The sequence below is a fragment of the Streptomyces sp. NPDC048106 genome (genome assembly GCF_040706415.1).
Taxonomy (GTDB): domain Bacteria; phylum Actinomycetota; class Actinomycetes; order Streptomycetales; family Streptomycetaceae; genus Streptomyces.
The window spans coordinates 20,287-32,960 of the sequence record NZ_JBEZND010000041.1 but is presented as its reverse complement, the minus strand read 5'-3'; the positions used below and the strand labels follow the sequence as shown (position 1 = coordinate 32,960).

General features: G+C 69.0%; 9 protein-coding genes and 5 pseudogenes. 7 read left to right on the top strand and 7 right to left on the bottom strand.

All coding sequences use genetic code 11. The annotated features are described in order from the left end of the window. Positions 1 to 44 precede the first annotated feature (44 nt). The 3 genes and pseudogenes from AB0927_RS31910 to AB0927_RS31900 all read left to right on the top strand — a co-directional run bounded on the left by AB0927_RS31910 (position 45) and on the right by AB0927_RS31900 (position 2,765). Entirely contained in the window at positions 45 to 959 is a 915-nt protein-coding gene (locus tag AB0927_RS31910) for an alpha/beta hydrolase (RefSeq protein WP_366671259.1), read from the top strand. Between the two features lie 543 nt (positions 960 to 1,502). Continuing rightward, positions 1,503 to 1,612, top strand: a pseudogene (locus AB0927_RS31905) (IS5/IS1182 family transposase); the annotation flags it as partial. A gap of 127 nt (positions 1,613 to 1,739) precedes the next feature. Then, entirely contained in the window at positions 1,740 to 2,765 is a 1,026-nt protein-coding gene (locus tag AB0927_RS31900) for a hypothetical protein (RefSeq protein WP_366671258.1), read from the top strand. A 135-nt stretch (positions 2,766 to 2,900) separates the two neighbouring features. Here AB0927_RS31900 and AB0927_RS31895 read toward each other — a convergent pair. Next, a pseudogene (locus AB0927_RS31895) lies at positions 2,901 to 3,061 on the bottom strand (IS256 family transposase); the annotation flags it as partial. Positions 3,062 to 3,409: 348 nt separating this feature from the next. On the opposite strand from AB0927_RS31895, the pseudogene AB0927_RS31890 reads away from it, so the two are divergent. After that, a pseudogene (locus tag AB0927_RS31890) lies at positions 3,410 to 3,652 on the top strand (DUF664 domain-containing protein); the annotation flags it as partial. 45 nt (positions 3,653 to 3,697) lie between these two features. Beyond that, positions 3,698 to 3,958, top strand: a pseudogene (locus AB0927_RS31885) (IS5/IS1182 family transposase); the annotation flags it as partial. Positions 3,959 to 3,962: 4 nt separating this feature from the next. On the opposite strand, the gene AB0927_RS31880 reads toward AB0927_RS31885, so the two are convergent. Further along, entirely contained in the window at positions 3,963 to 4,397 is a 435-nt protein-coding gene (locus AB0927_RS31880; protein ID WP_366671257.1) for a hypothetical protein, read from the bottom strand. 252 nt (positions 4,398 to 4,649) lie between these two features. Between AB0927_RS31880 and AB0927_RS31875 the strand changes: the two genes are divergently transcribed. Both AB0927_RS31875 and AB0927_RS31870 read left to right on the top strand, forming a co-directional pair. Then, entirely contained in the window at positions 4,650 to 5,054 is a 405-nt protein-coding gene (locus tag AB0927_RS31875) for a hypothetical protein (protein WP_366671256.1), read from the top strand. 648 nt (positions 5,055 to 5,702) lie between these two features. After that, on the top strand, positions 5,703 to 8,552 hold the full coding sequence (locus AB0927_RS31870) for a PKD domain-containing protein (protein ID WP_366671255.1): 2,850 nt from the start codon (positions 5,703 to 5,705) through the stop codon (positions 8,550 to 8,552). Positions 8,553 to 9,019: 467 nt separating this feature from the next. On the opposite strand, the gene AB0927_RS31865 is transcribed toward AB0927_RS31870, so the two are convergent. The 5 genes and pseudogenes from AB0927_RS31865 to AB0927_RS31845 all read right to left on the bottom strand — a co-directional run. Then, complete coding sequence (locus AB0927_RS31865) at positions 9,020 to 9,745, bottom strand: dienelactone hydrolase family protein (protein ID WP_366671254.1); 726 nt, start codon at positions 9,743 to 9,745, stop codon at positions 9,020 to 9,022. 879 nt (positions 9,746 to 10,624) lie between these two features. After that, positions 10,625 to 10,885, bottom strand: a complete 261-nt coding sequence (locus tag AB0927_RS31860; RefSeq protein ID WP_366671253.1) for a hypothetical protein — start codon at positions 10,883 to 10,885, stop codon at positions 10,625 to 10,627. 145 nt (positions 10,886 to 11,030) lie between these two features. After that, the gene (locus tag AB0927_RS31855) at positions 11,031 to 11,480 is read right to left on the bottom strand and encodes an NUDIX domain-containing protein (protein ID WP_366671252.1); all 450 of its coding nucleotides are present in this window, start codon (positions 11,478 to 11,480) and stop codon (positions 11,031 to 11,033) included. Between the two features lie 369 nt (positions 11,481 to 11,849). Further along, positions 11,850 to 12,182, bottom strand: a complete 333-nt coding sequence (locus tag AB0927_RS31850) for a PepSY domain-containing protein (protein WP_366671302.1) — start codon at positions 12,180 to 12,182, stop codon at positions 11,850 to 11,852. A gap of 192 nt (positions 12,183 to 12,374) precedes the next feature. After that, positions 12,375 to 12,506 (bottom strand): annotated as a pseudogene (locus tag AB0927_RS31845) (replication initiator); the annotation flags it as partial. Positions 12,507 to 12,674: the final 168 nt, after the last annotated feature.

Genomic DNA, 12,674 nt, shown 5'->3' with positions numbered 1-12,674 from the left:
CCGACCACATCTCCTCTCCTTCCTCCCTGAAAGGAAACGACGACATGACCCGCAGTCAGCTGGACTCCGTCTCCGACCTGTTGCTGAACTCTCCGCTGGACCTGGGCGGCGACGTGGCGAAGATGCGCCGCATCTTCGACGAGATGCTCGGCTCCGCGCCGCTGCCCGACGACGTCCGCACCCGGACCACCGAGCTGGGCGGGGTGCCCGCCGTCGAGGTGCGCGCCGGCGCCACCGCGCCGACAGCCGGCACCCTGCTGTACTTCCACGGCGGCGCCTACGCGCTCGGCTCCGCCGCCGCCGGCGTCGGCCTGGCCTCCGAGATCGCCAGACGCACCGTGGCCACCGCCCTCTCCGTCGACTACCGACTCGCCCCCGAACATCCCTTCCCGGCCGCCGTGGACGATGTCCTCGCCGCCTACCGGGCACTACTCGACGAGGGCACCCCGGCAGGGTCGGTCGCGGTCGTCGGCGAGTCGGCCGGCGGTGGCCTCGCCCTGGCTCTGCTGCTGGCGATCCGGGACGCGGGGCTGCCGCAGCCCTCGTCCGCCACCGTCCTGTCTCCGTGGACGGACCTCACCCAGTCCGGCGGCAGCATGGCGACCCGAGCCGACGCGGATCCGGCGCTCACCCGGCGGGCCCTTCAGGCCCGGGCCGCCGACTACCTCGCCGGGGCGGATCCACGCACCCCGCTGGCCAGTCCGCTGCACGCCGACCTGCACGGACTGCCGCCACTGCTGATCCAGGCCGGAGGCCGGGAGATCCTGCTCGACGATGCCCTGCGGCTGGCCGCGCGGGCCGCCCACGCCGACGTCCCGGTCACCCTGCGGACCTTCCCCGGAGCACCGCACGTCTTCCAGGGCTTCGCCCCGGTCGTCGACGAGGCCGCGCAGGCCCTCGACCAAGTCGCCGCCTTCATCGACAGCCATTTCCGGCCGGAGGAAGAGGAACACGAGTGAAAGCCGTACGTTTCCAGCGGTACGGAGACATCGACGTGCTCGGCGTGGAGGACGTCGAGGCGCGTCCACTCGGCCCGCGGGACGTCCTGGTCCGGGTACGGCGCGCCGGGATCAACCCGGGCGAGGCCAAGATCCGCATGGGGCCCTCCAGGAGCGTTCCCCGCGGCCTTCCCCTCCGGCCAGGACAGCGACCTGGCCGGCACCATCACCGCGAACGGGCCGGCGGTGACCGGCTGGGCACCCGGGGACCCGGTCCTCGGCCGGTCCTGGGAACGCTCCAGCCACGCCGAGTACGTCGCCGTCCCGGACGACCAACTCGTCCACAAGCGCGACGGGCTCCCGTCCGACGGCGGAAGCGCGTTCGTGGAGTTCGACCGCACCATGCCGTACGTCCGCCTGGTCGCGAAGTCGGAGCGCTACGACGCCTACCGCGACGCCCCGGCCTCCGGGCGTGGGAACGCTGCCCGCGCCCCACGCTCGCACTGGCAGGAGAGCCACGCCGGGCCGTTCCTGGAGCGGCCATTCCTGCCGGTGCTGTTTGGCGGGGTACTCCGCTCACGGTGGACGAGCACACCTTCGCCTGGCTCCATGGCTTCCGACGCTTGCGCATCCGCTGGGAACGCAGGGCTGACATCCACGAAGCCTTCCTGTGACTCGCATGCTGTCTCATCACATACCGCCAAGTGCTGGTCCTGACCCGCCCGGGCTTGACTCTGACGCTGCTGGAGGCTTGACGATCGGGCTGTAGGCGACACGCGGATTCTTATGGAGGCGCAAGGCATGCGAGGCAAAGGCATCCACTACGACACCGGCACCTTTCCCAACGGCGATACCTCCCGCCCCGTCTTCGACGCCGATGTCGTCGCGCGGGACATGCGGATCATCGCCGAAGATCTGCACTGCACCGCGATTCGCATCACGGGCGGCGACCCGGACCGGATCGAGACCACCGCGCGGCATGCGGCCGCCGCCGGGCTGGAGGTCTGGTTCTCGCCTTTCCCCTGCGAGATGACCAACGAACAGATGCTGCCGTACTTCGCCGACTGCGCCGAGCGGGCCGAACGCCTCCGCCTTGATGGCGCCGACGTCGTCCTTGTCACCGGCTGCGAACTGAGCCTGTTCGCCCGCGGGTACCTGCCCGGCGAAACCTTCAACGAGCGCATCCCGGTCCTGGCCGGCCCTGATCGCGAGGCCGCACTCCGGCCCATCCCCGACAAGGTCAACGCCTTCCTCGGCGACGTCGTCCGCACCGTGCGCCCTCTCTTCGCCGGCCCGGTCAGCTACGCCTCGTGCCCCCTGGACGGCGTGGACTGGAGCCCGTTCGACATCGTCGGCCTGGATGCCTTCCGGAGTCTGCGCAACGCCGCCACATACCGCGACGACCTGCGCAAAGAGTTCACCCATGGCAAGCCGGTGGCCGTCATGGAAGTCGGCTGCTGCACCTTCCACGGGGCGGGCGACTACGGCGGCTCGGGCTGGTACGTGGCCATGGAGCCGGACGGTGTCACCCCCAAGCCGCACCTGGTGCGTGACGAGAGCGAGCAGGTCCGCTATCTCGACGACCTCATGTCCGTCTTCGAAGACGAGGGAGTCGACTCCGTCTTCTGGTTCAGCTTCGCCGGCTACGGCACTCCCCACCGCCTGTCCGGACCGGACCCCGACCTCGCCTCCTACGGCATCGTCAAGATCCTCGACGAGCACAGCGGCTACCCCGCGGACGCGCGTACGTACCCGGACATGCCCTGGGAACCCAAGGAGTCCTTCCACGCCCTGGCGAACCGCTACCAGGCCCGCAAGCAGCATTGAACGTCCCACCAGCACCTCGATAACCGATAGTGCCTATGGGCCACTGAAGATCGGACACGAGACGCTCCGGCCGCATCGGCTGACAAGAAGCCGGAGCGCCTCTTCTCAGTGTGTTAGGTGCTACTGGTGCTCCAGCGAGGAGAACCGCTTGCATTCGCCGGTGACCTCGTCGACGCGGCGGTCGTTCACCCGCGGCGCGGTGAGCTCGACCAGCCCGGCGGCGGTGGTCACGGTGCGGGGCAGTGGCGGTCGTTGCGGCCTACCAGGCGGTGCCCTCGCTCGTCGGTCTCGGCCGCCAACTCAACTATGTACTAAGGGTAACCTCGCCCTCGCCGCATGACCACCAAGCCCCGCTCCCGCTTCAGGCTGCTTGATCAGGGCCCTGTGTAACATCCTTTAGATCGACCGGCAATAGGGTGACCCGGAGGTGGAGGGCATCCGAGCGGCCAGGGGCTATGTGATCACGGATTTCTCTACGCTCAGTAATCACGAAAGACAGCCCGACCGCACTGCCATAGCGTGTGTTTGATCCCTCCCGTAGGGCAGTGCAGGGTGTATCCATGGCATGGACAGCACCACAAGTCGAGCGCACCAAGCAGCTAGGCGACCTGGGTACCGTAACTGAGCGTCAGATGTTGGAGGGTTGGCTGAACTGGCACCGGGAGACGTTGCTGGCCAAATGCGCCGGGCTTGAGCCGACCCAATTGGCGCGGACGACCGTAGAGCCGTCGAACCTCACCCTCCTGGGCTTGATCCGGCACATGGCGGAGGTAGAGCGATGGTGGTTCCGGCGAAGCTTTGCGGGTGAGGATATCGGCGATGTCTTCACCGGCCGGTCAGATGGCAATGAAGGACTCGACGGAGTGCGCGCAGCCGATGCGGAGATACCGGACAGCCTCGCTGCCGACAAGGCATACAGCAACGGCCCTGTTCGCAAGTACCTGAGACGGCGGGGGATCCGCCACGCGATCCCGGAGAAGACCGACAGCCAAACCGCCCGCCTGCGGAAAGGGTCACGCGGCGGACGGCCACCTGGGTTCGACGAGGACCGCCACAAGAAGCGCAACACCGCCGAACGGGCGATCAACCGTCTGAAACAGTCCCGGGCGGTCGCGACTCGCTACGACAAGCGCGGCTACGTCTTCCTCGGCACCGCCACCGCAGCGTCCGTGGCGATCTGGCTCCGAACGTGAATTCCTACGCGACCCAGCAGTAGACGCCTTGGCCCTGGTGCCGGGCGCTTCTTACGAGAGCAGCCAGCTCACCCAGGATCACGGAGGCGTTCTCCGTGTCGATGACCTCGCCGTCCTCCGCACGCTGCGCGGTCCATGAGACCGCGACGTCCTTCAACTCGGACCACTCGGCCTCGGCGAGCGCTGCGGACAGGCGAGGCGAGACCGCCAAGACGACGCACCCGTCATCATCATGACCAGCAACGAGACGAGGCTTACCGGCTTCGACAAGGTCCTCAAAGCTGCCGCCGGCAAGAAGGCACTCCCACTCGACCACAGCTTCTTCAGGATCGAAGTTGCCGAAGGAGAGCGACTCAAATGCGCGTCGCGGCCCGGTCTGAAGAACCAGAGCCGCTGACGCGTCATCCGGAGCCGCGAAGAACTCGACGATGATGCTCACCCGGGCATCATGCCGGACCGCCTACGACCGTGATCGGCCGGACAGCTCCTAGACGATCTACCTTGCAGCTGCTGCTGGACTGACTGGAGCACCGGTGCCGCCGGTGGCCGACCACCGCGAACCTCCACCTGCTGATCAACAACCAGACCGCCAATACCACGAGCCTACGCGGACTCCGCGCGGCCATTGCTGGAGCGGGTCGCCGATCAAATGCTTGAGATTCGACAGTGACGTTCTGCCATTCTGCTTGCCATGTCCGCACGAAATCGAAGACTGCCCCGGCACCGTGCCTGGCCACTGACCGCCACCGACATCAACGAATGCCTCGGCCCCTACATGACCCGAGTCACGGACCTGGCGTTCCTCACCGGACATGACAGCGGGACCATCGTCCTGGGAGCAGCATGGACCGCTCCGAACCGCCGCAACTACGGCCGCGGCATCCATCCGGACATGGTCGGCTTCCGCATAGACATCCACCCCGTCGACGCCACTGAACGTGCGGCCACCCGCGCTGTTCTACGAGCGCAGGCCCTCCCACAACTCCACGAATGGATCAGGCAGGCGATCGCTGCCGACGAGACCTGGCAACTGACTGACCACCAACGCTACTGGCGGCTGGCCGACGGCCACCTCATGCACCGCGACGAAGCGTGAGACCGATTCCGGACGGGACGCACCCCTGGCGCGGGTTCACAACCAACCCAAGGGGCCGCACCCGGGAATCGGGACGCCGGACCCTCGGGTTCCCAACATCGACCGCGCCGTCCTGCAACGACGCCTACTCCTGGCCCTGTTCGCCCTGGGCACGAACATGGGAATCCGGGCCATCGTGGCGACCGGCGAGCACGGCGGGACCGAGCCGCTCTGCGACACGTGCGCCGGCACCTCGTGCGCTTCGGACTCGAAGACGTTCAGGTCTTGGGCCTCGAACTGCCCCGCCCCGGTGGTGAGCAGGCGGGAGCGGACGGCAGCATGCGGGAGGTGCACGGCCCCAGCTGCTCGGTCGCGTCTTCGGCTGCCCGTGCAATTGCCCAGGAAAGGCTGGCGACTTGGGGAAGGCCAGGTCGGATCGTGGCTGTTCCTTTGGGGTGGGGCTGAGATCATGAAGGGTACGTGTAGCTGCTGAGCGGAACCGTCCGGGACCTGCAGCGTGCTTGCGACTGGGTGCTCGCCCCCACCACATCATCGCCACACGGGTTGTGGGTCGATGACCCGCGCACCAGGCCCCCGGCGCCGTCATCCGCACCGCCGATCCTCCTTGGAGCTCATATGCGAAGACCTCGCCCCGCATCCAGTGTGTCCGTGGCCGTTCTCGTGGTGGCCGGGGTGGTGAGCTGCTGGGGAACCGGTGAGGCGGCGGCGGACCCGAGCCCGGCCGGGACGCTGTATGTGAATCACGACGGAGCCTGCAGCGACACGGGAACGGGCTCGGCGAGCATGCCCTTCTGCACGGTGCAGGCGGCGGCGGACGTGGTGTTGCCCGGGCAGACGGTTCGTCTCGAGTCGCCCGACGATCTGCCCTACGTCGAGTCCGTGACCCTGACCCGATCCGGCACCGAGGACGCCCCGATCACGTTCACCGGCGCCGCCCTCGCCCCCAGCGGCTCGCCGCCGGTCCTCACGCCGAAGGGTTCCGCTCCCGCGCTGACGCTCAAGGCGGTGCACGACGTACGCATCCAGTCGCTGGGGATCGGATACCCGGGCGCGGACGCGGTAGCGGTGACTGGCTCCACGGGCATCACGCTCGAGCGGTTGGCCTTCCGTCGCCCGGCGCCGTCGACCGGCGGCACCGGCACCGCGATCGGCGTGGACGGCGCCTCCTCGGGCGTGACCGTGTCGCGCAACTGGATCCCGGACGGGTACGCATACGGCGTGCGAGCGCAGCCGGGAGCCTCGCAGGTCACCGTGACCACCAACGTGGTGACCACCCCGCGGCAAGGTGGGATCGTGATGACGGGGACCTCCGGCGCGGCCGTGACCAGCAACACGGTCACCGCTCCCTGCGCCACCGGAATCTCGCTGGACGGCGCGAGCTCCGGGACCGTGGAGAACAACGTGGTCGCCTCCGCCCCGGCGAAGCAGACCGACAGCTGCCCGGCACCCACGGCTCCGCTCTACTTCGTGTCCGCCGAATCCGCGGACCAGGTCACCAGCGACTACAACGCGGCGGCGAACGGTTCCGGTACCTCCGTCCGGCCGCGCCCCGAGTACGCGTGGGCCGACGCCCCCTACACCACCGCCGTGTCGCTGCACGACGCGACCGGCCAGGGCGCGCACGACATCGACGGGCTCAACCTGCCCTCCACCACTGCGCCGCCCGAGCACTCGGCGCTCATCGACTCCGCCGATGCCCACGCACCGGGCGAGCTGACCACCGACGTCGATGGCGCCCCGCTCGTGGACGATCCGCTCGTCGCCGACAGCGGCACCAGCCCGACGGCCCGCCCCGACCGAGGCGCCATCGAACGGCAAGACTCCATCACCGTCCCCAGCGACGACATGCCGTCGCCGTCGAGGGGCGTCGCGCCGTTCGTCACCTCGGTGAAGACCGACGACGCCACCACTTCGTGGGGCAAGCCCATCGCGACGTACTCGGTCGACTTCGGTGACGGCAGCGCTCCGGTCACCCAGGCACCGGGCGCGCCGATCACGCACACCTACACCACGCCGGGCGTGTATGGCCCGGCCGTCACGGTGACCGACGTCGACGGGTCGAGCCGCACCGTCCGGTCCCCGGCCGTCGACGCGGGTACGACCGCGGCGCCGGCCACCTCGCTGTCCGGCTCCCTGGTCACCACTGCCGACGGGGAGGTCGACGCCGGGGACGCGCTGTTCACCGTTCCGCAACCGGCGAACGCCTGGGAAGTCGCCTACCGGGTCCTGACGTTCGGTGACGGCGACCAGGAGAACCTGGCCGACGGCCCCCAGAAGATCGAGCACCAGTATCCGGCAGCGGGCTCGTACACCGCCACACTGACGCAGACCGACCTGCTCGGCCGCACCACCACCGCCAGGGTGACCGTGCACGCCGCAGACGCCTTCCTGCCCGTCGCTGCTCAATACGACGCCGAGAGGACGATCCCCGCCCACGGGGTGCTGAAGCTCTCCGCGGCCACCGTGCACGCCGACTCCGACGGCGTCGACGCGGCGCGCCTGCGGATCGTCACCAGCGGTGCCAAGGCGAGCGGCACCCTCACTCTCTACACCGACGGCACCACCCGGCCGGGCACCTCGACCGTCAGTTTCGGAGCCGGCCGGACAGTCAGCAACGAGGCGACGGTGAAGGTTGCTCCCACCGGTGCGATCGACCTCTACAACAGCAGCTCCGGCCCGGTGACCGTCAACGTCGCCACGCTCGGCCTCCAGTCGCACGCGCAGTTCGGCCGTACCTACCATCCCGCCACACCGGTCCGCCTGCTCGACACCCGCAGCGGCACCGGCGGCCACACCGGTGTAGTCGCCGGCGGTCGCTCGGTCACCCTGACCGTCTCAGGCGCCCACGGCGTCCCGGCCGGCGCCGACGCCGTGGTACTCGACGTGGTGGCGACCACCACCAAGGGCTCCGGCAGCCTCACCGTATCCCCCGACAGCACCGTCAACTCCGGTGTGAGCGGCCCGTACTGGGTCACGGGACAGACCGCCTCCGCCCAAATCGTCGTCCCCATGGCCTCGCTGATCAACGGCAAGGTCATACTGCGCAACAACAGCAAGTCCTCGGCGCACCTCATCGCGGACGTGGTCGGCTGGTACGGCCCCACCGCGACCGGGACGACGTTCCAGCCGGTCAGCCCGGTACGGATCCTCAACACCCGTACGGGGACCGGCGGGAAGATCGCCAAGCTCGGCGCTCACGCCACGCTCAAACTCAAAGTCACCGGCGCCCACGGGGTACCGGCGAACGGAGTGAGCGCGGTCGACGTCAATCTCACGGTGCCCTCGCCGACCGGCAGCGGCTACCTGGTCGCCTACGCCGACGGCACCACCCGACCGGACGTGCACACGGCCGACTACACCAGCGGACACCCCGCCGCCGGCGCCGCGCTGGTCAAGGTGGGCACGGACGGTGAGATCGACCTGTACAACGCCGGTTCCACCGCCATCGACGTCGACACTGATCTCCTCGGCGACTACACAGTCAACACCGTGGGCTGACCGCACAACGTACCGTCGAGTCCACCAGCAGATGCCCCGGAGAACTCCGGGGCATCTGGCATCAGAAGTGTCCGCGCGTCTGGGCACATGAGCGGTACCAGCAGGTCGTCCGATGGAGGTCGCCTGAAACCGGGGGACGATCGAGGACCAGGAGTCCGGTTGGGGCCCCCGCGGACGATGCGGACCCCGTCGGGCCATGTGCCACCACGCGTTCAACGGCGCCCTCCAACACCACGTGTGCGTCGCGTGCCGGCTCTCTTTCCAAGGCAGTGCGTGGCCGATCCGGAAGCGCATCTGTCCTGGCTGCCGTGAACAGCCTGTCTTCGCCGGCTACGACTTCACCGCGCCCCGGCGACGCGTCGATCATCTGCGCGCGCAGCGGCGTCCGGCACGCACGCTCGCGGGTTGCCGAAAATCCCCGGTCGACCGGATTGGTCTGCGGTCCGGGATAGTGGTTGCCGACCAGATCACTCCGTTATGGGCAGGCGCTCGGCGAGCAGGTCGACGACGTCCCGCCAAGCTCGCTGCGCGTGCTGCGGGTGGTAGCCGACGCCGGGGAGCACGACGTGGTCGACCGGTGGGTGATGGAAGGCGTGCAAGGCACCGCCGTAGACCACGAGGCGCCAGTCAACGCCCGCAGCCTGCATCTCGGCGGTGAATGCGTCCCGTTGCGCGGGCGGCATGATCGGGTCTTCCGACCCGACCCCGGCCCACACCGGGCAGTGAATGCGCGCCGTCTCGTCTGGTCGGCCCGTGGCCAGTCCGTTGATTGTCGCGATCGCACGCAGGTTGACGCCGTCGCGCCCGAGTTCCAGCGCGATCACGCCTCCGGTGCCGTAGCCGACGGCGGCGATCCGGTCGGGGTCGGTCCGCGGCTCTGCGCGGAGCACGTCGAGCGCCGCGTGGCCGATGCCTCGCATCCGGTCGGGGTCGGCGAGCAGCGGCATGCAACGGGCCAGCATCTCCTCAGGGTTGCCCAAGTAGCGTCCGCCGTGGAGATCGAAGGCCAGGGCCACGTATCCCAGTTCGGCGAGTGCATCGGCCCGGCGGCGCTCGACGTCGCTGAGCCCCATCCCCTCCGGCCCGACCAGGACCGCGGGCCGGCGGTCGACACCGGCCGGGAGCGCGAGGTGCCCGATCATCGTCAGGCCGTCGGCCGCGTATTCGATCGTGCGCGTTGTAACCGTCGTCATGAGCCTGGACTGTAGTGATCGTCGAGCCTGGTCGGGCCGGTGTTCTGCCCCTGGCGCCGCTGCTTGCCGACGAGGTTTGTTCACAGGCTCTGATCGGCTGTCGCCGGTCATCGAGGAAGCCAGCCTGTTGGTGACCTTGCGTGATCTCCTGGGGAGTATTGGCTCCATAACCCGCCTGTCTCTCTGATGAGGCGGCTGGTGGTCTTGTAGTGGTAGCCGAGGGCGTCCTCAACGACGGGGCCCGGCAGTTCGAGGAGTCGCTGTCGGATGGCAGCACGGCGGAGGCAGCGGCGGCCGGGCCCCCGACATCGTTCAAGAACGCAGACAGGTGGTCGGGGCGAAACGGCTTGCCCGCCCGGTCTTCGCGGTTTGCGATGTGCTCCAGCAGCAGCGCGGCGACCGGTGCAGGAACGGGCGAGGCTGGCTCGTCGAGCCGTAGAAGCACGGGGTCGCCGTCGCGGATCACGTCGTCGACGCTGAGCCGGACGATACGGCTCACGGGCTGTGCGTAAAGGAGGACGATGACTCCGGCGGCTCGGAGACGCATGGGAGAGCCGTGCCCCGAACAGCCCGCGAGCCCGAATCCCCTGAGCCGAAGCACGATAGGTGTCACATAGGCAGGCTTGTTGTCACGGAGCACCGTCGGTGATCTTCACTTCCTCATGTCGACGCGGCGACCATCTGCCACGCGCGCCGCCCGCTCTGCTGCTTCACCAGACCATCGGCCGCCGCTTCGTGATGAGGCGGCAGAGGGCCATCGGACCCCCGGAGCGAGCACCGCGCCGGCCCGGCAACGCCCCGAACCGGTTCTTGGCCCATGCGAGGTACTGGAGGCGTTCAGGGCAGGCTCTGGGAAGCGGCAGCCCGATCACAGACGAGTTACATGAGTTCCTGGGCCCGCTGCAGGAAGGCGAGCCTGTAGGGGCCGTCGCCGATCGGGCCGTAGTCCATGTCGATGTAGACCGCTCCCACCCGGGCCCGGATCTCGACGTGATCGCCGTTCCAGCCGTCGAGTGGTTGGTCGGTGATGGTGTAGCTGGTCGCGAAGGTTTCATCACCACACTTCGGCATGGCTATGCGTGTCTCTTCCGGATCGCTGGTTTCGATGCCTTTCAACGCTGTCGCGTAACCATCGATCACCGTTCGGACGGATGAGCTGGCGATTCGGATCGGTCGAAGCAACTGGTTCGAGCATCTGCGCGTCACCCTCGTAGCACCCGGAGCTGGTGGAGGTCGGTGTCGACCTTCAGATCCTGCCCCGCGTGAACGGGGTGGACTGCGTGCCCTAAGCGGCCGCGTTCACCCCGTCGAGTGCCGCCTTGGCCTGCTGCACGCTGCGCAGCGTCCACGGCGGACACTCGGCGTCCAGCTCCAGGGCGGGCAGCGACTCCCAGCGGATGTCCGCCACCTCCTCCGGAGATGCGATCACTGGCTCCGCTCCGTCGGGGAGTTCACCGGCGAGCACCACATTGATGACCGGGCTGCCGGTTTCCGCGGAGAAGAAGGTGCTCTCCGCGTAGGAGAGCCGGACGCCGTCCAGCTCCACGCCGATCTCCTCCAGGACCTCCCGGCGGGCGGTGTCGATGAGCACGTCCCCGCCGGGTGTCTCCGCGTCAACCGTCCCGCCAACCAGGGACAGCGCCCCCGCCGCGTGCTCCTCGCCCAGTCCGCGTACGATCAGCAGCCACTGCTCGCCACGGCGTAGTGCCACGTCCACGTTGACCGAATACCTCACGGCTCTCCTCCACCTGCGTGCCGTACGAGGGCCCGAGGGTAGCGGCGAGCCAGTCCCAGAGGCGCACAAATATGTCGCTCTCAGCCAAACCTCCCCGGTACGTGGCGGCCGGTGGTCGTGACCGGCGGGGCCGGGGCGCTGTCGGTGCTGTTGGCCACCGCCGTCGTCCAGGAGACGGGCTTCTCTGTTCTCTCCCGTCACACCACCGTGGCCACTGCCCTGCTCTTCAGCGCTCGGCGCCGCCGCCCTCGCCTTCGTCACCGCCGGCCTCATATACGGCCTGCTGGTGCATGCGAGGAGCGTGAGGAGGTGGCTGTCCGGGCGGCGCGTTCGTGAGGGCGCCGCTGACGGACGCCGGACGGCATCCGGCTAGTGGTTGGAGTCGTGGTCGTTGTTCTGGTCGGTCTTCGTGGCGGTGACCTTGCCGGTGGTCGCGTCGACCGTGACCTCGTGGTTCTTGCCCTTGGAGTCCGTCACGTCGATGTGCCAGGCAGGGGTGCCGTGGTTGTGTTCGAGGTCGGCGGAGGTCGCGGTGCCGCTGACCTTCGCCAGGGCCGCGTCGACGGCCTTGGGCAGATCGCCGCCGTGGCGGGGGCGGGAGTGTCGCGAGGCGTGGGCGTCAGGCAGCTTCCTGTTCGAGGTGGGTGCGGATGAAGGTGTGCTCGGTCTCTGGTGGGGCGCGGCGGGGGCATGCGTGGTCATCCGCAGCCCTCTTCTGCGATGAACTGCCATGCGAGTTCTCTGCGGTGCCAGACGGCGGCGGGGAGGAGTGCGGCGCCGGGGCTGTAGCCGGTGCCGGGGTGGGCCCAGTGCCCGGTGACGAGGGCGGTGTCCGGGTCGGGCTTGGGCAGACCAGCGTGCGGTGCGCCAGGCGCGGCGTGCTCCGCGCAGCACACCGAGGGTGGTCGAGCAGGAGCGGGACTTGGTGGAGAAGTGGCCCCGGAAGCCGGGCATGTGTGCCCACTCCCAGAGCTTGAGGGCGGCGAAATCCGGCAGCCTGCCCAGCTCCCAGCAGGCGCGGATCATCCGCCGCGCGTGCCGGGAGACGCCGAGACGGGGGCAGGGGCCGGGCCTGTCCGGTTCCGTCGCACGTGGCGCAGGGGAGCGGGGTGCCGCGGGCCAGGAGGGTGGTGCCGCGTCCCCTGGCAGGGGCGGCAGAACAGGGTGCGGGCAAGGTGTCGGAGGCATCGGCTG

Coding starts and splice junctions, on each gene's coding strand:
- AB0927_RS31910 (WP_366671259.1), top strand. CDS start 45: ATGACCCGCAGTCAGCTGGACTCCGTCTCCGACCTGTTGCTGAACTCT.
- AB0927_RS31900 (WP_366671258.1), top strand. CDS start 1,740: ATGCGAGGCAAAGGCATCCACTACGACACCGGCACCTTTCCCAACGGC.
- AB0927_RS31875 (WP_366671256.1), top strand. CDS start 4,650: ATGTCCGCACGAAATCGAAGACTGCCCCGGCACCGTGCCTGGCCACTG.
- AB0927_RS31865 (WP_366671254.1), bottom strand. CDS start 9,745: ATGACGACGGTTACAACGCGCACGATCGAATACGCGGCCGACGGCCTG.
- AB0927_RS31850 (WP_366671302.1), bottom strand. CDS start 12,182: ATGACCACGCATGCCCCCGCCGCGCCCCACCAGAGACCGAGCACACCT.